The following is a 23826-nucleotide window of genomic DNA, read 5'->3' on the forward strand; positions in this document are numbered from 1 at the left end:
ATAAGTTACAGACATCAGTCGTATGCGGAGCTTCCGCATTGTTGCTCGCTTCTATGGCTTGGAGTTGCGCACAGAATGTCGATGCCACCACAGAGGAGGTGACGTTTGTTCAGGTAAAGGGTCATGATCTTATCAAGCCTGACGGGGAGAAATTATTTATCGTAGGCACGAATCTCGGCAACTGGCTTAATCCGGAGGGATACATGTTCGGATTCCAGCGTATGAACGCGCCACGACAAATCAACGATCTCTTCAGCCATCTTGTCGGTCCGGATGCAGCAGCTGAGTTCTGGCAGCAATTCAAGGATAACTATATCACCCGCGACGATATAGAGTATATCGCATCTACGGGCGCGAACACCATCCGTCTGCCATTCCACTATAAACTCTTCACAGATGAGGACTACATGGGTCTCACATCCTCACAGGATGGATTTGCACGTATTGACAGCGTTGTCAGCTGGTGCCGTGATGCCAATCTCTATCTTATCCTCGATATGCATGATGCCCCCGGCGGACAGACAGGTGACAATATCGATGACTCCTACGGCTATCCGTGGCTTCTGGAGAGCGAGAAGAGCCAGCAGCAGTTCTGCGATATATGGCGCACGATAGCCGACTATTACAAGAATGAGCCTGTGATTCTCGGTTATGAGCTTATCAACGAACCTATAGCCACATATTTTGATAATCAGGATGAGCTTAATGCCAAGCTGGAACCTCTTCACAAGAGATGCGTGGCAGCTATCAGGGAGGTGGATCCCAACCACGTTATATTGATAGGAGCACCACAATGGAACAGTAATTTCGAGCCGTTGAAGGATACTGACTATGATCCGCAGCTCATGTTCACATGCCATCGTTACGGCGGCGACCCGACACCGGCAGCAATACAGTCATACATCGATTTCCGCGACAAGAGCAACCGTCCAATGTATATGGGCGAGATCGGTCACAACACTGATGAATGGCAGGCAGAGTTTGTAAAGACGATGAAAGACAATAATATCGGTTATACATTCTGGCCCTACAAGAAGCGCGAGAACAGTTGCATGATGGGCATACAGATGCCGGAGGAATGGGAAGAGGTTGTCCGTTTTGCAGAGGGTCCGCACCACACGTTTGCCGAGATAAGAGAGGCTAAGCCTGACAGGGCTAAGGCAAAGGTGGCTCTTGACAAATTCATAGAACAGTGCAAGTTGAAGAACTGCGTGCCACAGGAGGGTTACATCACTTCAATGGGACTTAAAGTGCCGCAGGCAAAATAATATCGGTTGCGAATCAAGATAGATGATATGCGTCTGAGGAAAGGTTACTGACGACTTCATACATAACTCAGATGCGGTTGCCGGAAGGGAAATGTTTCTCTTCCGGCAATTTGTTTTATAAACAAATTTGTATGAGATATTTAATGAATTTTAACCAATCTATATTAAGTATTTCGTTGTTTCGTTAAATAATTAGTTTTAACTTTGCATCATCTGTTTTGGGTAAGTGGGGCTTGCGAAACTTCAGTAAATTACCCGTTTTTCTAACTAAATTTAAAAGTATGAAGAGATTTATCACTGCTGTAATTTTATTTACAACCATCTGCCACATGATTTCGGCAGAAGAGCGACATGAGGCATTTCTTAAGGCACAGTATGAACAATGGTCTATTCTGGGAAGCGGTACAGGAAAAGAGTACACCAAGACTGATAAATTCATACTTCAGATTGGTGAGGGAACATCATATTATTATGACCCGCAGACGTATTATGTGGATTCCCTTATGAATGATCCCGTCGGGAGAGGGATATATGATGAAACTTTTTCCAAATTACTTAAGGAATCCCTGGCAGATAACTCTGGAAATTTATTCCAAAAATTGGATGAATTAGGATTGTCCGGAAAGAGCCGTTATCGTGCAATAAAGGATTTTCCGGAGAGTAAGATAACCGTTTATGATTGGATAAGTCCGGATTTCTATGAGTATAACGTGGATATGTCTGACCTGAATTGGGAATTGGCAGATTCCACCATGACAGTGTTGGGCTATGAGTGCAACATGGCGACTGCTGACTATCACGGACGCAAGTGGAAGGCTTGGTTTGCTCCGGAAGTGCCGGTGCAGGATGGTCCCTGGCAGCTCTGCGGGCTTCCGGGTCTTATAATGAAGGCGGTGACGGATGACGGACTTTTCGGTTTTGAGATAACAGGATTGGAAACCTGTAATGAGATGTTTAAGCAAACCTATATCAATAAGGATAAACTTTTCAAATCCAAGAGAAAATCCTATCTTAAAATGAAGGATTATGGCAGACGGAATAGGGGGGCAATGATAAGTGCGATGACCAACGGTAAGGTCAATCCTAAGAATGCAGACTATAAGGGTAATGACGATTTCATGGAAACCGATTATCACGAATGAATCTTCCGTAAATAAGCGCAATGCTGTACTAAATGCAACCTTTTTTGGTTGCATTTATTTTTTATTGAAACTTGTCAACTTTAATGGAGAAAAGGAAGATTGGTCTGTAAAAATTTGTCGGTTTCAATTTTTTTTGTTCACTTCGCGATTCAGAATTTGAAGTTTATATGATTTCAAAGAATATTATTCTTTTTTGAGTTTACATTTTGTAGATTATATTTTGGATATGAATAATATATATAAGAGAATTGCGGAGAAACTTGGATTGAGGGAGAATGCCGTAAAGGCTACGGCTGAATTGCTTGATGAGGGGGCGACTGTGCCGTTCATCAGCAGGTATAGGAAGGAACGCACCGGGTCGCTTGATGAGGTGGCGGTGCGTGGTATCGAGTCCGCTTTGAAATCGGAGCGCGAACTGGAAGCACGGAAAGCGTTTGTGAAAGAGGCGATAGAGAATGCCGGTGCTATGACTCCGGCTTTGGAAAATGCTTTGGAGATTGCCGACACTATGACCGGAGTGGAGGATATATATGCTCCATTCAAACCCAAGAGACGCACACGCGCAACGATGGCACGTGAAAAGGGTCTTGAACCATTGGCTAAGATGATAATGTCGGGCAAACCTTCCGATTGCACATCTGCGGCTAATGGATTCGTCGGTAAGAATGGTGTGGAGGATTGCGAGGATGCCATAGCCGGAGCCGCCGACATAATAGCGGAATGGGCGTCGGAATCACCACGTCTGCGCAACATCACCCGCAACGTCTACCGTCGCAACGCATCCATCGTATGCCAGACAGTGAAGGGTAAGGAGAAGGAACTGTCCGACTCTCCATTGTCGGGATATGCCGACTTCTCACAGACTGTCAGGCGTATGCCCTCACACCAGTATCTTGCATTACGTCGTGCGGAGAGAGAAGGATTGGTAAGGGTGAAATATACGTTAGGGGATGAGGATGACCGTCTTGACGAGTCATTATGCCGTTCGTTCATACCGCACGGAGCATCAAGGGATTGCACCGGAGTTATAAGTGAGGCGGTGGAGGATGCTTCGCGAAGATTGCTGCGTCCATCCGTTGAGACAGAGATTTCATCCGACTTGAAAGAGGAGGCGGATAAGGTGGCCATTGACATATTCTCCGACAATCTCCGTCAGCTTCTTCTCGCAGCCCCGTTGAAAGGGAAGAGGATACTTGCTCTTGACCCTGGCTATCGCACCGGCTGCAAGGTTGTGGCACTCGATGCACAGGGGAATCTTCTTGAGGATACCGTCATCTATGCCGCGCCACCGCGTGAGGATATAGAAGGAGCCACACGCATATTGTCGCGTCTCATCAAGACTCATAGGCTGGATGCCGTCGCACTTGGTAATGGCACCGCTTCGCGTGAGACGGAAAGATTCCTCAAAGCAAGTGGATTGATGAATCCGGAGGCTATCTATATCGTCAGTGAGAACGGGGCATCCGTCTATTCCGCCTCTGATATCGCACGTAAGGAATTTCCCGACAAAGACGTGACAGTGCGTGGGGCGGTGTCGATAGGGCGTAGGCTGATTGATCCGCTTGCCGAACTTGTCAAGATTGATCCCAAGTCGATAGGGGTGGGGCAGTATCAGCATGACGTGGATCAGGGTAATCTTAAGAATGCACTTGATTACACAGTGATGAGTTGCGTGAATGCCGTCGGGGTGGATGTCAACACAGCCTCGGAAAAACTGCTGTCATACGTGTCGGGTATCGGTCCGGCACTGGCTGCAAACATCGTGGCATATCGGGCAAAGAACGGCGATTTCGCCACCCGTAAGGATCTGAAGAAGGTGCCACGTCTTGGTGACAAGGCATTTGAACTTGCCGCCGGTTTCCTGAGAGTGCCGGGAGGGAAGGAACCTCTTGACAATACCGGTATTCATCCGGAGAGCTACGGGGTAGTGACTGCCATAGCACGTCAGCTCGGAGTGAAACCTGGCGATCTGGCAGCCAATTCCGCACTCCTGGATAAGATTGACGTGAAAAAGATGGCATCACTCGGATTGGCTGGTGAGGAGACAATCACGGATATAATAGCCGAACTCCGCAAGCCGGGACGTGATCCGCGCATCGACGGCGACAATGAGGCATTCGTAGCGGGCGTCAATGATTTCGAAGAGTTACGTCCGGGGATGGTGCTTCCCGGTATCGTTAATAATATCACGGCGTTCGGAGCATTCGTGAATTTAGGTATAAAGGAGAATGGGCTCATCCATATCTCGCAGATGTCGCGTAAGCGCGTCAACAATGTGGGAGATGTGCTGAAACTTGGTCAGCGTGTTGAGGTGAAAGTGCTGGATGTAGATTCCGCTCGTCGGCGCATCGGGCTGTCGCTGATTTTATGACATGATATAACATGATATTTCATGATGCATAATGTTATATCATGATTTATCATGGTGCAACATAAAATCTCCAGAATAGGATTGCAAATCAATTGAAAATTATTAATTTTGGCAAAACTTTTTCTAACTTACCTTAAAATGAAAACTTCCGCACGTTCGGTGGTGCTCGGAGGAGTGGCAGTATTGAGCTGGTCCACTGTCGCCACCGCTTTCAAAGTCGCCTTGCGCAACATGACTGTATTCGAGATGCTTATAGTAGCATGTGCCACCGCGTTGCTGATATTCACATTGTGGATATTCGCCACCGGTTCATGGCGCGAGCTGCGAAGCCTTACCCCCACTTTGTGGGGACGTTTTGCCGTGCTGGGGCTTGTGGCTCCAGTGGCATACTACTTTGTGCTCTTCACTGCCTACGATTATCTGCCGGCACAGATGGCTCAGCCCATCAACTATCTTTGGCCCATTGTCCTTGCCGTGCTGCTCGCCGTGTTTGCCCATCGTCCGATACCGCGTTCCAAATATCTTGGGATGTTTGTGTCGCTACTCGGTGTGGCACTCATATCATTGGGAGGAAGCGCGATCAACGGCAGTGTGTCGGTATTCGGAATCGTACTGGCATTCGGTAGCGCATTCCTGTGGGCACTCTACTGGATTCTTAACGACGGGCTCAAGGATAAGGTGAGTGAGGGCACATCACTCTTCCTTACCTTCCTTTTCGGCATGGTCTATCTGCTGATAGGCACATTGTTCTCACCGTTGCAGCCGATGTCGACCGAGGCGTTGCTGTCGGGTGCCTACATCGGGGCATTCGAGATGGGCGTGCCGTTCATCTGCTTCGGTCTTGCAATACGCCACACTGATAACCCCGCTCTCATCAACCAGATGTGCTATCTCGCCCCGTTCCTGTCGCTCTTCTTCATATCCATAGTGCTTGGTGAGAGAATAGTGCCTACCACATACGGTGGTCTCTGTCTGATTGTAGGCGGTTTGGTCTACAACCAGTATTTTGCCGGAAGAAAGACAGCTAAATCATTAAACTGAAATTATAGATGGGTATGAAACATATCATAATATTGGCTCTGGCTGCAGCTCTGTCATCATCGGCAACTGTCATTGCCCAGGGCACTCTTGAGGATTACAACCGGGCATACAGCCTGTCGAAGAGATATAATTACGGACAGGTGCCCAACGGACGTATCTATCCCCGGTGGATAGACGGTACTTCATGTTTCTGGTATATGGCTGATGATTCCGACGGGGCAAAGGTCTATACTCTTGTCGATGCCTCCCGTAAGGTTAGCCGACCGATGTTTGACCATAAGGCACTTGCCGCCGCGCTTTCATCAAACGGGGTGGCTGACGTGAAGCCGGAAGATCTCAGACTTGAACGTCTGAGGACCACCGGTGCCGCCGATACATTATGGTTTGAACGGGATGGACACGTATGGCAATACGTCAACCGCAAGAAAGGGGTGCTGACTGACCGTGGCACTGTACCACCGACTCCCGAACAGCCTCATTGGATGGTGGTGAATGAGGAGAAGGATGGTGCGCCTGTCGTGTCGCCCGACGGCAAGTATGAGGCTTTCGTGCGCGACAATAATCTTTGGGTGAGGAATCTGGCAGACAAGAAGGAGCGTCAGCTGACAAAGGATGGCACGCTTGCCAATTATTATTCATCCTATATCTATTGGTCGCCCGACAGTCGCAACGTCGCGCTCAACAAGATACGCAGTGCAGAGAAACGTTACGTCTATTATGTGGAGTCGTCTCCGGCACAGGGTAGCCAGCCGATACTGCATAAGCAGGAATATGCCAAGCCGGGTGATGAGTTGCGTTTCAAGCATCCTATCATTGTGGAGGTTGAGAGCGGACGTGTCATTTCCCCCTCCACCGACTTATTCCCCAACCAATTTGATCTTACGGCACTTGAATGGAACGCCGACAGCAGCGGAGTGACGTTTGAATATAATGAGCGCGGGCATAAGAATTACCGTATCCTTGAACTCTCTGCCACGGATGGCAGTGTGCGTCCTCTTGTAGATGAGAGTCATGATAAATACGTCAACTGGATACGCATTTTCCGTCATAAACTTGCAGACGGTAAGAGAATAATATGGAGCAGCGAGCGCGACAATTACAATCATCTCTATATGTATGACCGTGCCACCGGTAAGCCTACCCATCAGATTACCAAGGGTGACTGGTACGTGCGTGATGTGGTCAACGTAGATGAGGCGAACAGTAAGATATATTTCTCCGCCAACGGTGTCAACAAGGATGAGGATCCATATTTCATCCGCTATTACTCGATTAATTTCGATGGCAGCGGACTGACAGACCTCACTCCGGCGAAGGGCACGCATCGTGCGGTATTCTCTTCGGATTACAAGTATCTTGTAGATACATATTCCACCGTGTCAGATGCCCCTGTGACAGTCATCAGGGATGCGTCTGACGGAAAGGAGATCATGAAGGTGGCGGAAGCCGACCTGTCGCAGCTTATGGCAGCAGGATGGCAGGCTCCGGAGGTGTTTGTGGCTCCGGGACGTGATGGCAAGACCCCGATGTGGGGGCTTATATATCGCCCGTCAAACTTCGATGATACGAAGAAATATCCCGTGGTGGAATACATCTATCAGGGACCCGGCGACCAGTATGTGCCGAAATCGTTCATTGCCTATAACCGCAATATGAGTGCGTTGGCAGAACTCGGTTTTGTCGTCGTGATGGTCGATGGCATGGGCACCTCTTTCCGCACCCGTGAGTTTGAGAACGTCTGCTATAAGAATCTTGTGGATGCCGGATTGCCTGACCATATCGCATGGATAAAGGCAGCAGGTAAGAAATACCCGTATCTTGATATTGACAGGGTGGGAATATATGGAGCGTCAGCCGGCGGTCAGGAATCGACTACGGCTGTACTGCATTATCCGGAGTTCTATAAGGCTGCATATTCAGCGTGCGGCTGTCATGACAACCGCATGGACAAGATATGGTGGAATGAGCAATGGCTCGGTTATCCGATTGATGAGAGCTATATCAAGGCGTCAAACGTGGAGAATGCACATCTACTCAGCCGTCCACTGATGCTTGTTGTGGGAGAATTGGACGACAACGTTGACCCTGCATCTACAATGCAGGTGGCAGACGCGCTGATCAAGGCTAACAAGGATTTCGAGCTTGTTGTGCTTCCGGGTGTGCACCACACTTTGGGAGAGAGCTTCGGAGAGCACAAGAGATATGATTTCTTCGTGCGTCATCTTCTTGGGGTGGAACCCCCTAAGTGGGATGAGATTGAGTATTAGTTTATAGTTTAAGGTTTATAGTTTAAAATTCCTATATTCCCCTTTTAGGGGGTCGGGGGGCTTATATATGGATCTAATAGAAATAGCAAAATATTTTAAGGTTGACGGACGGGTTGAGTCTGTCAAATCTGTTGGCGAGGGCTTTATCAACGACACTTATTTTGTTAAAGTGTCGAGTGCAGTGCCGGGTTATATCTTGCAGCGCAAGAATAGCAATGTGTTCAAGAATATACCGGAGATGATGAGCAATATCGATCGGGTGACGGCGCATATCAGCCGCAAGGTGAAGGAGGCGGGTGGCAATCCGTTGTTTGAGGTGCTGCATGTGGTGCCTACAAAGAGCGGAGAGCTATGCTACAAGGATGAGTCGGGCAATTATTGGGCAATGTCGAGACTCATACCTGATGTGCTGGCGATAGACCGCGTGTCGGATGCTGGTATAGCGAGGAAAGGTGGCATAGGTATAGGACGTTTCCAGCGTCAGCTTGCTGATTTCCAAGAAGAATTGTATGACACGCTGCCCGGATTCCACGATATGCGTTTCCGTTTTGAGCAATGGGAAGAATCCCTGTCGCGCGATGCCGCCGGAAGAAAGGACGCCGTCAAAGAGGAGATAGAGTGGATAGAGAGCCGCAAGGAGAGGATGATGGAGCTGAAGAGGAAGATAGAGGATGGCACCATCCCGATGCGTGTGGCTCATAATGACACAAAGATCAACAATATCCTTTTTGATAAGAAGAGGGATGTGTTGTGTGTCATTGACCTTGACACCGTGATGAGGGCACCGGTGCTGTATGACTTCGGCGATGCAATCCGTTCGTATGCCAACACTGGTAAGGAGGATGACAGTAATCTTGATAACGTTGAAATCTCGCTCGATATATTCCGAGGATTTGCGGAGGGCTACCTGTCGCAATGCCGTGAGGCACTGACCGATGCAGAGATTGATAACCTTGCATTCTCCGCACTCTACATCACGTTTGAACAAGTGCTCCGTTTCCTCATGGATTATATAGACGGCGATACCTACTACAAGACCCGTTATCCGGCGCATAATCTGGTTCGGGCACGAGCCCAATACAAATTGTTGCGTAGCATGGAAGAGCATTACGAAGAGATGCAGTCAATAATCAGAAGCATTGCTGCCGAATGATATTTTAGACTCTATAAATTACAGGGGGCTTGCACACTGTGCAAGCCCCCTGTAATTTATAGAGTTATCGTGCTTATTTTAGTTTGCATCCTGCCGGTGGTGCTATCTTATCCTTGTGGCAACGGTTGATGATGTGCTGTATCCGGTCGGGCGTAGATGGATGGGATGAGAACATCTGTGCCATTCCATTAGTCTGTGCTCCCGCCTCCATTGATTCGAGTTTTGAGAACGCCATTGCCATTGACCAAGGATTCTTGCCGTTGGCTTTAAGGAAATCGTAGCCATAATCATCAGCGTTGCTTTCCTGCGAGCGTGAATATTTCGCACTTACGAGGGATGAACCGAGTTGGGCAAGTTGCGATTGCGACAAGGCGGCAGCCTGAGAGCTTGTGGAGGCTATTCCGTCAAGAATGGCGGAGTTGATCAGAGCCTGTTTGAAGGCATTTTTCGTGTCCTTATGAGCCACATGACCTATCTCATGCCCGATTACTCCAAGCACCTCGTCGTCAGTCATACGATCCATCAATCCGGAATAGACCCTGACGCTTCCGTCGGCACAGGCAAATGCGTTGACATCATTAGTGAGATACACCTTGAAATTCAGCGGTACACCATCGACTGAATTAAGACCGTTGGTGAGTCTTGCGAGTCGCTGCGCATATTGGTTGGAAGGGGGTGCCACCTTATTTTGCTTGTCGGAATATACGATATACTCATGCACATAATTCTGTATCTGACCGTCGGATATGGTTGCGGCCTCTATGGCTTTTGATGCCCCACTCATCAGGGAATCCATGTTGAGTGAAGAGCAGCCCGACAGAGCCACTGTGCTACCCATTGCGGTAGCTAAAAAGAGCGTGCGGAAAGTGCGTCTGACAGAGATCTTATTTAATAATTTCATACGGTTCCAAAGGATTATGAGAAATTGTATAAATAAGTTTATGCAATTTCAATTTCTAAGAAAAATACAAATAATTGAGTTACCGATGTCACTCATATATACAACGTTTAAATCTCCATTCTGTTGAAAGACATGGTTTGATAAAAAAAGAAACAGGATTCCGGTGCGGAGTCCTGTTCCCATATTATATAGCGGATTTATTTATTTGTCTTGGAGGAATTTGTCGCGACGCGGATTCCAATCGGAATAGTCGACGGTGTGTCCGCAGGTAGGGTAGATTATGAGTTGTTTCGGGGATGTGATGAGATTGTATGACGACATGTTGGTATGGGGTGGACAGGTGGGGTCTTGCAGACCGATTCCCATCATGACGGGGCACTTTATCCTCCGTGCAAGATTCTTGATGTCGAAATATGACAGATTGCGATAGAGTGTGTCATCATCCAATCCTTTCAGCTTTGCCTCCTCCATTACCGGAGCAGCAGGCCAATTCACGATCTTGAAGTAATCCTTGTAGTCTGATAGGAATGGGATGTAGGGGCATATTGCCGCCAACCGGTCGTCAAGAGATGCGGCTGCAAGCGTCAACGCGCCACCCTGACTTCCCCCTTCAGCAAAAATCCTGTCGGTGTCGGTCTTTTCATATTGGGATATGAAATCAATGAAACGCACCGCGTCCATGAATGCACCCTTATAATAGTAGGAATCCGGTTTGTCAAGATTGTAGCGTATCCAGTCGCCGTAAGTGTTGTACGGCTGATTATACATCTGACCTCTCACGCCTGTCACAAACTCAATCAGATCGTCACGACCGTCAACGTCAAAATCCCAAGGCTGTGCGCCATATCCGTTGTAATATATAAGAGCCGGATATTTCCCGTCGGCAACCGGCACATAGAGTTTCCCCCGGATGGTTTCTCCTCCCCATGATTTCATCTCCACGTCGTAAGCCTTACGCTTCTTACCTGACTGCTTCTTATCAAGCACTACCTTGTATTCACCATCCACGGCAGCGAGTTCATTGAGCGCACGTTGCCAGAATGTGTCAAAGTCGGGTTGGCTGTCAGGCAAGGAGATGCAGCTGGTAGGTTCGTATCCTATGTTGAAACGGTGTATCACGTTGCCGTCATCCTCGATGAAGCATTTGTAGAAACCTGGTTGGGAGATAGGTAGGGTGAAGGTGAGGTTGATACTGTCGTTCTTAGGGATATTTATAACCCTTTCTTCGGAGAATATATCGCTATTCTCATCAGTGTCAGGAGTGACAAAGAAACGTATCTTGGATTCGTTGGCTCTGCTGAGGGAGTCGGCGAGAGAGAATTTTACGGTGGGGGTTTCCGGAGCATTCCACCAGAGGTCGTGGCTCAGGTCAACGTTCACCTTCAGGTCGGCTGCATCCATTCCTATAGCTAATGCTATGGAGAACACAGATAAGAGTAGTTTTTTCATTCGGAAGTGCAAGTGTAGATTACTTAATCTGAGATATTTTGATAACTCAGAGTGGTTCGGATTTATTTGTTGAGATAATATTTCACGAGTATAGCCCATGGCTTCAAGTCGGCGTCAGTCCATTCCGAGGCATTGGCAGAAGCTGACGGACGTAGCATAGAGCAAGTCTCATCCTTATTGCTGATAGACCATGCTATCCAGCTCAGACCGTTTTCATCAGCCATTTTCAGCCATTCTTCCCAAGAAGCAGGGTCGATTACGCCATCGCCGGTGTGCATCATGGATGCACATTCAGTTATGAATATAGGCAAATTATGTTTTAGTGCGTATTCTGCTTTTTTACGGTAGTCATCCTTATGGAATGCGGCATAATAGTGTAAGGAATACATGATATTGTCATAGTCTGTGATAGGATTATCAGCAGCCTTGTCTACATCCTGATCCCAGCGAGGTGTCGGGATTATAACGATTGAATTTGGGGCATATTTACGTATTACAGGAATTATCTCCTCGCCATATTGCTTACATTCACTCCATTCCACCTCCTGTGGCTCGTTCCATACTTCATATATCACGTTAGGAAGATTGCCGTATTTCTTAGCTACTGTGGTGAAAAATTCCTTAGCTAAGGGTAGGTTGTTTTCGTGGCTATGGAAATCGATGAGGACGTAGCTGCCAGATTTCACCGCGCCGGAAACTATGCTGTCGACACAGGCATAGGCAAGTTCCGGATTTTTTTCAAAGGATCGGTCGGTAAGGTCAAGCCCGATGGAGCAGCGCACAATGTCGGCACCCCATTCATTGACGACCTTATCGACAACAGAGGTATTATAGAACTGAGGCCATAGGCAATGCCATCCGAAACTTACCCCTTTCAATTGGGTAGGATTACCCGACTCATCGGTCAATTTGCCGTTTCCCACTTTCAGCCAACCATGTTTGTCTACTACGGAAGCCGATACGGAGCAAACCACCGAAAGGACGAGACATAATAAGATTTTTCTGAGAGTATCAGTTTTCATGATTATTTGGTTTTTCGGCGAAATTACGTAGAATCAACGAGTTTTCAAAATCCAAGTCATGATAGGGCAATAAATAGATAAAATAGTGTCATAATCATGCTAATCTTGACTAAATTTTTACAGTGGAGTTTTATTTTGGGAAGACAAGTTTGTTTGTAAAGAATAAATGTTATAAATTGCAAACAAAATGATAGCACTATGGAAGCAACTATTCAAAAGAAAGCCACTATGTTCCGTTTGAATGTAGACTTGGTAGACCGTCTGAAAGAAATGGCGAGGCGAGAACATCGTAGTCTCAATAATTTTGTTGAGTGCATACTTCTTAATGTCGCATATAATGAACCGAATGAGGTGACAAAGGCAGCCATAGAGGAGGCGCGTAGCGGCAAATTTCGGGATGTACCGTCTGTTGATACATCCTCTGTTGAAGCAATGTTCAAATCTATGGGATTATGAATTATTCTGAAACTTCGATCAGCGATTTCCCGAAGAATGTTGAAAGTATGGCAATTGTACGGAGTGTGAAATTGTGTTGACCACTTAGCCAACGGGTAATTTCGCTTGGTCGTTTGTCAAGAGCTCTGGCAAGTTCCACCTTACTTATACCTTTTTCGTGCATCAATGCATCAAGTTTATCAGACACTCCCATTGTGAGCCTGATTTCTTCCTTTATCTCAGGAGATACATTAGAGACGACCTCCCTGAACCATGGCTGTATCGTTTTCATATCTCAAAATTTTATCAACGACAAAGATAATAAATCTGTTGTGCATTATGTATAACAGATTTATTTTACTGCTATTTTATTTAATAGAATAGTTAGATATCGTTTTTTGAGAAAAGAGTGGTGTTGGGATTTATTTTTTGATTTTGACTTGGAAATTACGGAAAAAATATGTAGTTTTGCATATCGATATTATATCAAAATAATATCATAAATCAAAACAAAAAAACTATATAACTATGTCAAATTCAATTTCAAATCCCGGTCATGAGTACCGGTATGCCGGAAAGGTGCTTCCCGGTTTCGCTATGCTGACGCTGCTCCTGACGTTTCTGCTTGTGTCGATAATCGTACCATTGCTGATATGGGCGGAGAGCAATCCCGGTATCGCGGTTGCAATAGCCCTCCCATGTACTCTCATCACCCTCATAATGTGTATAGGCTTCTTCACTCAGCAGCCAAACCAGACGCGCGTCATGATCTGGTTCGGTACGTATCGTGGTACATTCGGAGAGACCGGTTTCTATTGGGTAAATCCATTCATGAGCCGCAGGAAGATGTCGCTCCGTATCCGCAACATGGACATTGAGCCGATAAAGGTGAACGACAAGATAGGCAATCCTGTCATGATCGGTATGGTACTTGTGTGGAAGGTGAAAGATACGTATCGTGCCGTATTCGATATTGATTCACCCGATGATGAGGTTCTGGAAAAGGGTAAGGATCTAAAGATAGTCAATGGCAAGGACAAGGCTCTGTATTCATTCGTTAGGATTCAGAGTGATGCCGCACTTCGTGAGGTGACGGGTCATTATGCCTACGACAATGAGACAGCCGACAGTGCTTCGGAAGAGATCACATTGCGTTCGGGTGGACATGAGATCAATGAGCGTCTGGAGGAGAAACTTAACGAACGTCTGTCAATGGCTGGTATAGAGGTGGTGGAGGCGCGTATCAACTATCTTGCCTACGCTCCGGAGATTGCCGCCGTCATGCTTCGCCGCCAACAGGCGTCGGCTGTGATAGCTGCGCGTGAGAAGATCGTGGAGGGAGCTGTCAGCATGGTCAAGATGGCACTCGACGATCTGGAGAAACAGGATGTTGTTACGCTTGATGCCGAGCGTCGTGCCGCCATGGTGAGCAATCTGCTTGTGGTGTTGTGCGCCGACGAGCCTGCCCAACCGGTAGTCAACACAGGCACACTATATCAATAATAGGGATATGCCTGAAAAGCAGCCTCAGAAAAGTTTCCTGTTGCGTCTTGACCGACCGACCATGGATGCACTCGAACGTTGGGCAGCCGACGAGTTCCGTTCTGTCAACGGTCAGCTTCAATGGATAGTTGCCGACGCGCTCCGACGCGCCGGACGCAAACCAAAACCGTAATCAAATCTACGGAAATCATAATCAAATATGCGGCTTCCGATTCATCCTGAAAATGAATCGGAAGCTGTCGTTTATATCTGGTCTTAACCGGAATGATATGAGTCTAAGTATTGATATTTGTAAAGTAAATTATTTTGGTAGGGGAAACAATAAAAAATGGAATCCTTATTGGAAAAACGGCATATTTAACAAATTTTAAGTTGGAAAAACGGCAAAATTAACAAAATTCTTGTTGGAAAAGCGGCATAAATAGCTAATTTTGTATTGGAAAAGCGGCATGCTTTAGATTATTAATTTGAAAATAAACAGATTATGTTATATAGAAAGATTAAAGGATATATTGAAAATTTTTATGAGACATCAGGCAATGCGCTAATGCTGACCGGTGCCCGTCAAACGGGTAAAACTTACTCCATTAGAAGTTTCGGGAAAAGTTTCAAGAATTTTATAGAGATTAATTTCATAGAAAATAGTGATGCAGTTGAAATATTTAGAGATATTACATCTGCTGATGAGATTCTACTTCGGTTGTCAGCTCTTATAAATATCCCGCTTGAGGAGGGTAAGACGCTAATATTTTTTGATGAGGTGCAGTGTTGTGAAAATATCGTGACAGCAATAAAATTCTTAGTGGATGACGGACGATTTCGTTATATACTTAGTGGGTCATTATTAGGAGTGGAATTGAAAGATATCAGGTCAGTGCCGGTGGGATATATGTCGATAAAAGAGGTTTTCCCTTTAGACTTTGAGGAATTTGTAATAAATTTGGGAATATCACAATCAGTTTTGGATAAACTTAGGAATTTCTGGGATTCTCGTTCGGAAGTGGATTCTGTCGTTCATGCCAAAATGATGCAATTATTCAGATTATATGTAGTTGTAGGAGGGATGCCGGCAGCGGTTGCAGAATACATTTCGACAAGTAACTTGAATAATGTGCTGAATGTACAGAGAGATATAGTCACTCTTTATCGGATGGACATATCAAAATATGCACAAAGAGATAAACTTAAAATAAAAGAGATATTTGATTTGGTGCCTTCAGAACTTGATGCCAAGAATAAGAGGTTTATTTTAAAACGGTTAAACGAGCATGCTAAATTTGAGAGGTATCAAGATAATTTCTTGTGGTTGAAAGATGCGGGTGTAGTTATCCCGGTGTATAATGTTGAGGAACCGAAGATGCCATTAAAATTGTCAGAGACTCGTAATCTGTTTAAACTATTTTCCAACGATGTTGGACTACTTGCTTCGCAATATGTGGACGGCATACAATTGAAGGTGATAACCGGTGATCCTTCTGTCAACTATGGATCGGTTTTTGAGAATGTGGTTGCACAGGAATTGCTGTGTCATGGACTGACGCCATATTATTACAATAATAAGAAACGTGGAGAAATTGACTTTGTGATATCAATTGGATCATCAGTGCTTCCAATAGAAGTAAAATCCGGGAAAGATTATCAACGTCATAGCGCATTGTCAAATTTGATCAATGACTCACCGTATGAATTTACAGAAGCGTTGGTTTTGTGTAACGGGAATTTTGAGAATATTGGTAAAATTGTATATGCCCCCATCTATATGATTATGTTTATCCAACCGCAAACTGAAGGCATAGGAATATACAAAGTGGATTTATCCGGACTTGTGTAAGCGATTTTGCGAGGGAAATTTGTAGGTAAGCGGGATTATTGTTTAATTTGTGGAAAAATCTATTTGTCATGGTATTATCTCCGTTGGAATTGGAATATGTCAGTGTGATTATCTGTGTCCCGCTGTTCGCTTATCTGTGGTATCGTTTCTTTTTATGGAGCATCAGATGTAGCGGGAGGCTTGCCAAGGATGCTAAGCCGGCTTCTGCTAAGAATCCTGAATTGCAAGATTCCGATAATTCGGATTCGAAGTCAGTCATGGAGGGTCTGATAAAGACCGTAAATGGCGTATTGGATGTTGCAGGAGCTGTATCGTTAGTAGTGATGGATATAATCATTATTAAGGCTGCTCTGTTGAATGATGGGGCGAGATGGACGTTTGTTGTTCTGATGCTGTTGGCTACTGTAGTGTCTTCACTATTCTGGTGTAAGGTGACAAAGGTCAAGAAGGAAAGGATTGCGTATATTGCTGGGCTGATTATGATGTTCCCTATGGCAATGATGGGTACTAACAGTCTGTTGAGATGGGTCTTGCCCGATGTGGTTACGATTGCGGTAGGGGAGTCGGGAGTGAGGACGCAGACGAGCTACGAATGGTGTGCGGGCAACGGCACAAGGTTGACCGGAAGCTATATCGACAATCAGACATTGGATACGCTCTATCGTGTGGTGGTGGCGTATGCACTTCCAGAAGAGGATACAAGGAATGTATATTGCGTCACAGGGGAGTTTCCCCCTGATAGCCTAAGCAAAATGAAAGGTAGGGCAGACTATTATATGCTACCTATCCCACCATGGATGACACCGTCACACAATAGATGGGGACGTTACAGGACGAAACGGGTGTTTGTGGTCAACAAACTTCAGCTTCTGCGCTTCGTCAATGACTATGACATGAGCATCTTCGGACTGAAGCCGCATCTGAAAGTCAATTCTATCAGCGAACCGCGCGACCGACCGGTAAATCCTGATAAGAGGGAACTATTTGAATACAGAGATATATTATACAACGCGAAATAATGAAGTGCACCCCAAAGGCTCATACGGAGGATAACCGTCCAAGTTAGCTTTTGGGGTGCAGATCAGCATTATTGCGTTGCAATCAGTCAATAAGTCCAATCGGGAGAAATCACTTCTCTGTAGTTTTTTTCAGCGTGAAGTAGATGATATCCTTGGTCTTGTCTATGCTGATTGAGTCAATATTTTCACATTTTATGGCTTTTAACTCCTTCTTTGAGATCTTTTTCCCATCTACCATAATCGTGATCTCAGGAGAGTTGTGTTTCCCATCAGGTGTGAGGATATGGGAATTTTCAAAAGAATCCTCTTCCTTTAATGTCACGCAGGTTCTATCCGGATTCCGGAATACGGAAATCCTCTCAATATCTTCCGGCTTTATCGAATTTAGCTCAGATTCGCTTACCTCTTTTCCATCAATATAGTATTTGGGGGCATTTTTGATATCGGGGTTATCTTTCGGGATAACAATGGAGATCGGATTTTCGGCCTTAATCACTGAATCGGTAATGGAATATTCACCATTCACTTGAAGCATAAAGCCCGGTTTTTCCGCGCAGTCTTTCACATCCGAAGAAAAATTTGTAACTTTGTCGGGAAGCATCCGGCTGTTGTCGATGGTGCTTATTGCAGCCTTGGCTTGCGGCAATGCCGCCGCCATCAGAGCCAGCCCTAAGGCAGGCATGAGCGCAAGAGCCTTCAGACGCTGCTCTCCGCTTGATTTTGATTTGTACATCATGGTGATACGTTTTTTAAGTTTACTATGATTCAGGCTGTTGGCAAGTGACGGGAATCTCGCGCCAACAGCCTTTTTTATCAACAACATCTGATATTCACGCGGGTCATGACCGGCATTAATCACCGCCATGTCAGCCTGATATTCATGCACAAGCATCAGTTCATCACGCATGAACCATGCGGCAGGATTAAACCAGTTGATTATGATTACCGCTTGCGCCAAAAGCAGGTCAAGCCAATGAAAGGACGATATGTGGTGGAATTCATGTGTGGCGATTGCAGAGGGACAAGCGTCATAGTCTGCACGATTCATCACCATATACCGCATCCAGCTGAATGGAGCAAGCGAAAAGTTATCGGTCAATACCAATATAAACCCATCCTTGCGATATTTTCTCCCTTTCGCTATGACGTGGATGATTCTTGTCCAAGTAATGATTGAGTGTAGCGCACATATCGACATGCCGATGACAAATATCCATATCAGTATTGTGCCCCATATCGGTTGAGAGGGATAATTTCCCGAATTAGTTAATGAGATGGGGTGGTTAGCGATTTCAGTAAATGTAGTCGTTACCGCTACGCTTGACATCTTATCCGCAAGCTGCATCAACGGATAGGTAGAGAAAGATATGATATATATTGACAATATCACACCCCGGTTGAAAGCGAGCTGCTTCTCACCTGCGAGAAACAGCCGATAGGCGCATAACAGAATTGCGAGTATCAATCCGCTTACCAAAGAATATGTAAGGAAACTTCCCATAATAGTCCTGATTACATGATGATTCAATCTGTCTGTCCGTTTTTCCGTACAGACGACTTTCTCTCTACCAGATCAAGAAGTTCGCGCAGTTCATCGGCAGAAATCTTGTCATCCGCCACTAAAGCTGATACCGCGCCATAGTAGCTCCCTTTGAAATAGCTTTTGATGAATCTGCTGAAACTTGATTTGCGGAAATCCTCCATTTTCGCTACGGCATAATATCTATAGGCGCCCCCCGCCACCTCATGATTCACGAATCCCTTAGCTTCAAGACGCCGTATCACGGTAGAGACCGTGTTGAAATGCGGACGTGGCTCAGGATACAGTTCCAAGAGTTGGCTGACCGGCATCGGACCATGTTCCCAAAGCAACTGCATCAATTCCTCCTCCTTATCCGTGAGGCGTTTCTTCTGATTGTCATTCTTCATAATCGTCATATCCTTGCGTTAACTACTTTTGTAGTTTTATGTTGCAAAGATAATAACTATCCTTGTAGTTTTGCAATATGAAAACCCTCAATTAACAATAATTAACCATAAATGGTTTAAGGTTTAAAGTTTATGGTTTATTGTCATTAAATTATTTATAATTAAAAGATTCGTAGATTTCCGTGAATCTTAAACCTTAAACTATAAACTGTAAACCTCTGAAGTGCAGCTTGCGAAACTTCAGTAATGTTATCAGAAATTGAATCTGACGGTGGCGACACACTCTATCGGGCGAAGACTGTAGGAATATGTCGTTATGTCGAGAGTGTTGTAAAGGGTGTAGCCATAATTCCTGAGGTTGGTGAGATTCCTGCCCGACAGGGTGAAATCAAACTTACGAAGTTTATACTTTATCCCGGCATCCACGAAGAGATTCGACTTGTAGTTATCCTCTGCAAGCTGCGACCTGTTGAACGACAGATTGCCATATATCTCCAATCCTTTTACCGGGAACACCGACACCTTACCATTAACCATAATCTCTGAAAGATTATTGTCGGGCATGAAGCCATGGAACGAATTACGTGTGTAGGAATATGAGAAATTACCGGTAAGCGTCAGCATATCGTTCAGCAGATCCGATTCCGCCGACAATGAGGTGGTATATATGTCATTACGGGTCTTGATTACATTTCCCGAACGCATACTCTCCCTGCCTATCGACATCCCGGTGACGTTCAACGAGAGACGGCTGTGCCATGAATACACATGCTTTATGGCAGTCGCCATGAAATTAGTCATATCGGAATGAGAGTCAAGATTGACTGATGAACTCGATGTGCCATCCTGACTGACATCATACACGGATGTGGAATTGACGGTCTTGTAGGAATAAGACACCGACCCGCGCATGATAAATCCACGCATCTGGTCCTTATACGAATATCTCAACGTTGCCGACTTGTTGAGCGACTCTATGAGGCTGCCCGTGCCGAGGGTCGTCCTGTTGCGGAACGTGGTGTAGATGGGATTCTCAATGAAGTTGCGTATGTCGCCTGTGTCGTGCCGCCATCCGGCATTAAACGTGATTTCGTTGTTTCTTAAGAATTTATAAAACAGGTCAAGATCAAGATTCAGGTAGAATTTATTGAATCTGTGAGATTTCTCCGACACGATATCCGTATATCTGATATTCCGCCATTCCAACGGCAATGTCGCCTGTAAGACAATCTTTCCGCGTATCACATACTTGTAATATGGAGCCAACCCCAACGATAGGTTATGACCGGAAATATCATTCCTGCCGGCAGACTCCCTACCATTGACCGCATTGGAGAGGAAACTGTCGTAATCGATATTGAATGTGGCATCTGTGCCCACCTGCGACCTGCGCGACGTCTCCCAAGAGAATCCTGTTGTCTCCATATTATGGAAACTGCGTCCTGTCACGTCCTGACGCAACGTCATCCCCCCGGTCGCGGCATCATACGCCGAGATATGATTCATCGGGGTGTTGCTGAACGACGTCCGGGAATCCAGTTTATACACTTTCCTGTTGCGGTTGGCTATGACCGACAGATTGTTGTTAAACGCATAATTATCCCCCTTCATTCTCTGGTTGATTCCGGATGTATTGATTATGTCATAGTCATTGTTGTCAAACCTCCCCTTGAAAGTAAAATGATCCATCAGATACAGACCGTTGGAATTCTTCTCTATCTTCACGCCCGCATTGACCGAATGTTTCTTGATTCCATTGTCTACACTCTCAGAATATATCGGGTTGGCCATGTCGGTGGCAAGATATTCAGTGGATGAATAGCTGTCGTAGCCGTCGTCATCCTGACCGTATGACGCATTGAGGGTCAGTGTCAGCTCTTCCCTCAATTTGAAGAGGGTATTGGTAGTGGCGTAAGCAGATTTGTTAAGTATGTAGCGCGATCCTTTTATTGAAGGCGCACCAAAAGGCTTCACAGGGAATGAGGTGAATGCATTGTCGCCCGACTTCTTGTCGGCAACATAGTCATTACCCCAATTATTCCCTTTTGCCGACACAATCGTCTGATTTTTCGGAGAGATAAACATGGTGTAGAGATTCGCGCCCCATAGTGTCTCATCGCCATACCCGCCCGTGGCAGACACATATCCGACCGGCTTCAGCATACTCCCTTTTTTCAGTTTCAGGTTCAATGCCGCACTCTTTGACTCCACCACGTTCTTCAGGGCTTTCTTCGGCTGGTGACGCTCATACACGCTGACTGCCGCCACATCCTGCGGCTTTATGTTCTGCGATGCCACGGCGTAGTTGCCCCCCATCAGATTCAGACCCTCTATATAGAAATTGTTGATCGGTTCCCCATCGTACGAAATGACTCCGGTCTCGCTCACCTCAATGCCCGGTAGCTTCTTTATGACATCCTCAATGCTGCGGTCACCCTTACCGGTGTGTGCCGCCACATCGTATGTGATGGTGTCACCCTTTACTCTGACACGCGGAGCCTTTACCACCACCTCCTTTATCTGGTAATGCTCCGGAGTAAGCACCGCATATATTGAATCCGTCAGCGACTCGACTGTGATCTCTTTATGTCCGAAACTTTTGGAAGCGAAAGTCAGCAGAGCAGGCAGTGTGATCGTGTCCGCCTTTACGGCGAACGATCCATCTCTTTTGGAATTGGCAAAACCCTTTACCTTCGTATCCTGATAAAGGCGTATTATTATTCCGGCAAGCGGATTACCCTCCGTGTCGGTCACTCTCCCTTTTACAATCACACCGGCATTTACCGTCGGCAACAGAAACGCCAACAGCAGCACCATTGCCGACAATATATTCCTTAGTATCTTCATAATATTTACACAGGCATAATTGGTTATGACAACAAGCATAGCAAAAGCATACCTAATTATTCTGCCCCCACGATTTCGATAGGGGCATAGAAACGCCTCTTATTGCTCCTGCGCAATCGCTTCAGTTCCTCCTCCGGCTCAAGAAGCATACCGGAGTCCGCAATGATTTTTCCGAAATTCTCACAGTAATCCTTCTCCGCCTTCTGCGCGAACTCCCTCGTTCGGCGGCTGTACAGTGAATCTACATACCCCATCGGATAGACATCATCCTTCGTGCCGATTGCCTCTATCTTGTGCTGACCCGACGCATCCTCCATTTTCAGTATCAGCCCCGGCAATCCGCGGAATTTCCATGGTCCGGCATCAACAGGTATATCGGAATACCATGCAGTCCATTCCCGTCCGCGCCATTTTACCCTTGCCTTCCGGCAACGATAGCCTATGACATCCTCCTCGCCATCCTCCAATTCCCATGCAAATTCCGGAACAGGCTCTGAATAACGGTTGCAATACCAAAATTTATTATAATAGTAATCAAGGGTATTTGTTTCAAGATTTATTATGACATCCTGAAGTGTTTCTTCAAACTGCCGTGCCCATTCCACATACTCCTCATGATTAGGCTTGAAATCCGGATTACTCATAAATGTGGAATCACATTGATAATCGTCATAGCCACCATACTTATGGAAGCGCCTGCCAATAGAGAGCATCTCGTATGTGACTCGTGGATTCTTCTTATATGGATCCACAGCAATATGAACATACACCACCTCATTATATGCCGTATCAACCACATTGATGCTTGTATGGTGTAATTTAAGTAACTCTCCCCTGCATATTAATACAGAGAAAAATATTATTACCAATATGAACAACCGATTTTTCATATATCCCATGGATTAAAAATAGAAAATATTGGCACACGCCAGATGTACGGATGCTATTCTGCACCCACGATTTCGATAGGGGCATAGAACCGCCTCTTCTTGCTCCTGCGCAGGCGTTCCAGCTCTTCAGCCGGTTCAAGAAGCATACCGGAGTCTGCAATGATCTTTCCGAAATTCTCACAATAATCCTTCTCCGCCTTCTGCGCGAACTCCCTCGTTCGGCGGCTATACAGTGAATCTACATACCCCATCGGATAGACGTCATCCTTCGTGCCGATTGCCTCTATCTTGTGCTGACCCGTAGCATCCTCCATCTTCAGTATCAGCCCCGGCAGTCTGCGGAATTTCCATGGTCCGGCATCAACCGGTATATCGGAATACCATGCAGTCCATTCCCGTCCGCGCCATTTTACCCTCGCCTTCCGGCAACGATAGCCTATGACATCCTCCTCGCCATCTTCCAGTTCCCATGCAAATTCAGGAATCGGCTCAGAATAACGGTTGCAGTACCAAAATTTATTATAATAATAATCAATGGTATTGGTCTCAAGATTTATTACGACATCCTGACGCGTGTCTTCAAACTGTCGTCCCCATTCCACATACTCCTCATGATTAGGATTGAAATCCGGGTCACTCATAAACGTGGAATCCATCTGATAATCGTCATAACCTCCATATTTATGGAAACGTTTACCTATGGAGAGCATCTCGTATGTGACTCGTGGATTCTTCTTATATGGATCCACAGCAATATG

The 23826-nt window shown here is 45.9% G+C and carries 20 protein-coding genes; 11 read left to right on the forward strand and 9 right to left on the reverse strand.

Going from position 1 to position 23826, the window contains the following annotated elements; all coding sequences use genetic code 11:
- Positions 1 to 53: 53 nt before the first annotated feature.
- The 6 genes from E5331_RS18290 (at position 54) to E5331_RS18315 (ending at position 9242) form a co-directional block, all read left to right on the forward strand.
- Positions 54 to 1268: a glycoside hydrolase family 5 protein gene (locus E5331_RS18290; protein WP_275441298.1), complete on the forward strand. Its 1215-nt coding sequence runs from the start codon at positions 54 to 56 to the stop codon at positions 1266 to 1268.
- 281 nt (positions 1269 to 1549) lie between these two features.
- Complete coding sequence (locus tag E5331_RS18295; RefSeq protein ID WP_123480993.1) at positions 1550 to 2410, forward strand: GLPGLI family protein; 861 nt, start codon at positions 1550 to 1552, stop codon at positions 2408 to 2410.
- Positions 2411 to 2636: 226 nt separating this feature from the next.
- Positions 2637 to 4781, forward strand: coding sequence for a Tex family protein (locus E5331_RS18300; protein WP_135986117.1), 2145 nt, complete (start codon positions 2637 to 2639; stop codon positions 4779 to 4781).
- A gap of 138 nt (positions 4782 to 4919) precedes the next feature.
- Positions 4920 to 5822, forward strand: a complete 903-nt coding sequence (locus E5331_RS18305; protein ID WP_123480991.1) for a DMT family transporter — start codon at positions 4920 to 4922, stop codon at positions 5820 to 5822.
- Positions 5823 to 5830: 8 nt separating this feature from the next.
- On the forward strand, positions 5831 to 8089 hold the full coding sequence (locus E5331_RS18310) for a S9 family peptidase (protein WP_420813856.1): 2259 nt from the start codon (positions 5831 to 5833) through the stop codon (positions 8087 to 8089).
- A 67-nt stretch (positions 8090 to 8156) separates the two neighbouring features.
- The gene (locus E5331_RS18315) at positions 8157 to 9242 is read left to right on the forward strand and encodes a phosphotransferase enzyme family protein (protein ID WP_135986120.1); all 1086 of its coding nucleotides are present in this window, start codon (positions 8157 to 8159) and stop codon (positions 9240 to 9242) included.
- 73 nt (positions 9243 to 9315) lie between these two features.
- On the opposite strand, the gene E5331_RS18320 is transcribed toward E5331_RS18315, so the two are convergent.
- From E5331_RS18320 to E5331_RS18330, 3 genes are all read right to left on the reverse strand, one after another.
- A complete protein-coding gene (locus tag E5331_RS18320; RefSeq protein ID WP_420813857.1) occupies positions 9316 to 10143 on the reverse strand; it encodes a M48 family metallopeptidase in 828 nt (275 codons plus the stop codon).
- 201 nt (positions 10144 to 10344) lie between these two features.
- Positions 10345 to 11592, reverse strand: coding sequence for an acetylxylan esterase (locus E5331_RS18325; protein ID WP_168355298.1), 1248 nt, complete (start codon positions 11590 to 11592; stop codon positions 10345 to 10347).
- Between the two features lie 62 nt (positions 11593 to 11654).
- On the reverse strand, positions 11655 to 12614 hold the full coding sequence (locus tag E5331_RS18330) for a glycoside hydrolase family 5 protein (protein ID WP_123480987.1): 960 nt from the start codon (positions 12612 to 12614) through the stop codon (positions 11655 to 11657).
- Between the two features lie 198 nt (positions 12615 to 12812).
- Between E5331_RS18330 and E5331_RS18335 the strand changes: the two genes are divergently transcribed.
- Positions 12813 to 13070, forward strand: a complete 258-nt coding sequence (locus tag E5331_RS18335; protein ID WP_123480986.1) for a ribbon-helix-helix protein, CopG family — start codon at positions 12813 to 12815, stop codon at positions 13068 to 13070.
- Position 13071: 1 nt separating this feature from the next.
- Here the strand turns inward: E5331_RS18335 and E5331_RS18340 are convergent, their stop codons facing one another.
- Complete coding sequence (locus E5331_RS18340) at positions 13072 to 13341, reverse strand: helix-turn-helix domain-containing protein (protein WP_123480985.1); 270 nt, start codon at positions 13339 to 13341, stop codon at positions 13072 to 13074.
- A 236-nt stretch (positions 13342 to 13577) separates the two neighbouring features.
- Here E5331_RS18340 and E5331_RS18345 point away from each other — a divergent pair, with 236 nt between their 5' ends.
- From E5331_RS18345 to E5331_RS18355, 4 genes are all read left to right on the forward strand, one after another.
- On the forward strand, positions 13578 to 14552 hold the full coding sequence (locus tag E5331_RS18345; RefSeq protein WP_275441297.1) for an SPFH domain-containing protein: 975 nt from the start codon (positions 13578 to 13580) through the stop codon (positions 14550 to 14552).
- A gap of 7 nt (positions 14553 to 14559) precedes the next feature.
- Positions 14560 to 14724: a type II toxin-antitoxin system antitoxin gene (locus E5331_RS20490; protein ID WP_168355299.1), complete on the forward strand. Its 165-nt coding sequence runs from the start codon at positions 14560 to 14562 to the stop codon at positions 14722 to 14724.
- A 312-nt stretch (positions 14725 to 15036) separates the two neighbouring features.
- Entirely contained in the window at positions 15037 to 16383 is a 1347-nt protein-coding gene (locus tag E5331_RS18350; RefSeq protein WP_123480984.1) for an ATP-binding protein, read from the forward strand.
- Positions 16384 to 16451: 68 nt separating this feature from the next.
- Positions 16452 to 17402 (forward strand): hypothetical protein, encoded by a 951-nt coding sequence (locus tag E5331_RS18355; protein ID WP_123480983.1) that lies wholly within the window; start codon positions 16452 to 16454, stop codon positions 17400 to 17402.
- A 109-nt stretch (positions 17403 to 17511) separates the two neighbouring features.
- On the opposite strand, the gene E5331_RS18360 is transcribed toward E5331_RS18355, so the two are convergent.
- The 5 genes from E5331_RS18360 to E5331_RS18380 form a co-directional block, all read right to left on the reverse strand.
- The gene (locus tag E5331_RS18360) at positions 17512 to 18903 is read right to left on the reverse strand and encodes a M56 family metallopeptidase (protein WP_123480982.1); all 1392 of its coding nucleotides are present in this window, start codon (positions 18901 to 18903) and stop codon (positions 17512 to 17514) included.
- A 23-nt stretch (positions 18904 to 18926) separates the two neighbouring features.
- Complete coding sequence (locus E5331_RS18365; protein WP_123481200.1) at positions 18927 to 19331, reverse strand: BlaI/MecI/CopY family transcriptional regulator; 405 nt, start codon at positions 19329 to 19331, stop codon at positions 18927 to 18929.
- Positions 19332 to 19583: 252 nt separating this feature from the next.
- A complete protein-coding gene (locus E5331_RS18370) occupies positions 19584 to 22178 on the reverse strand; it encodes a TonB-dependent receptor (protein ID WP_135986123.1) in 2595 nt (864 codons plus the stop codon).
- Between the two features lie 56 nt (positions 22179 to 22234).
- On the reverse strand, positions 22235 to 23077 hold the full coding sequence (locus tag E5331_RS18375; RefSeq protein WP_123480980.1) for a GLPGLI family protein: 843 nt from the start codon (positions 23075 to 23077) through the stop codon (positions 22235 to 22237).
- A gap of 44 nt (positions 23078 to 23121) precedes the next feature.
- The coding region (locus E5331_RS18380; RefSeq protein WP_135986125.1) for a GLPGLI family protein at positions 23122 to 23826 on the reverse strand (705 nt) is incomplete at its 5' end.

The sequence above is a fragment of the Lepagella muris genome (assembly GCF_004793975.1).
Classification (GTDB): domain Bacteria; phylum Bacteroidota; class Bacteroidia; order Bacteroidales; family Muribaculaceae; genus Lepagella; species Lepagella muris.

Coding starts and splice junctions, on each gene's coding strand:
- E5331_RS18290 (WP_275441298.1), top strand. CDS start 54: ATGGCTTGGAGTTGCGCACAGAATGTCGATGCCACCACAGAGGAGGTG.
- E5331_RS18295 (WP_123480993.1), top strand. CDS start 1,550: ATGAAGAGATTTATCACTGCTGTAATTTTATTTACAACCATCTGCCAC.
- E5331_RS18300 (WP_135986117.1), top strand. CDS start 2,637: ATGAATAATATATATAAGAGAATTGCGGAGAAACTTGGATTGAGGGAG.
- E5331_RS18305 (WP_123480991.1), top strand. CDS start 4,920: ATGAAAACTTCCGCACGTTCGGTGGTGCTCGGAGGAGTGGCAGTATTG.
- E5331_RS18310 (WP_420813856.1), top strand. CDS start 5,831: ATGGGTATGAAACATATCATAATATTGGCTCTGGCTGCAGCTCTGTCA.
- E5331_RS18315 (WP_135986120.1), top strand. CDS start 8,157: ATGGATCTAATAGAAATAGCAAAATATTTTAAGGTTGACGGACGGGTT.
- E5331_RS18320 (WP_420813857.1), bottom strand. CDS start 10,143: ATGAAATTATTAAATAAGATCTCTGTCAGACGCACTTTCCGCACGCTC.
- E5331_RS18325 (WP_168355298.1), bottom strand. CDS start 11,592: ATGAAAAAACTACTCTTATCTGTGTTCTCCATAGCATTAGCTATAGGA.
- E5331_RS18330 (WP_123480987.1), bottom strand. CDS start 12,614: ATGAAAACTGATACTCTCAGAAAAATCTTATTATGTCTCGTCCTTTCG.
- E5331_RS18335 (WP_123480986.1), top strand. CDS start 12,813: ATGGAAGCAACTATTCAAAAGAAAGCCACTATGTTCCGTTTGAATGTA.
- E5331_RS18340 (WP_123480985.1), bottom strand. CDS start 13,341: ATGAAAACGATACAGCCATGGTTCAGGGAGGTCGTCTCTAATGTATCT.
- E5331_RS18345 (WP_275441297.1), top strand. CDS start 13,578: ATGTCAAATTCAATTTCAAATCCCGGTCATGAGTACCGGTATGCCGGA.
- E5331_RS20490 (WP_168355299.1), top strand. CDS start 14,560: ATGCCTGAAAAGCAGCCTCAGAAAAGTTTCCTGTTGCGTCTTGACCGA.
- E5331_RS18350 (WP_123480984.1), top strand. CDS start 15,037: ATGTTATATAGAAAGATTAAAGGATATATTGAAAATTTTTATGAGACA.
- E5331_RS18355 (WP_123480983.1), top strand. CDS start 16,452: ATGGTATTATCTCCGTTGGAATTGGAATATGTCAGTGTGATTATCTGT.
- E5331_RS18360 (WP_123480982.1), bottom strand. CDS start 18,903: ATGGGAAGTTTCCTTACATATTCTTTGGTAAGCGGATTGATACTCGCA.
- E5331_RS18365 (WP_123481200.1), bottom strand. CDS start 19,331: ATGAAGAATGACAATCAGAAGAAACGCCTCACGGATAAGGAGGAGGAA.
- E5331_RS18370 (WP_135986123.1), bottom strand. CDS start 22,178: ATGAAGATACTAAGGAATATATTGTCGGCAATGGTGCTGCTGTTGGCG.
- E5331_RS18375 (WP_123480980.1), bottom strand. CDS start 23,077: ATGGGATATATGAAAAATCGGTTGTTCATATTGGTAATAATATTTTTC.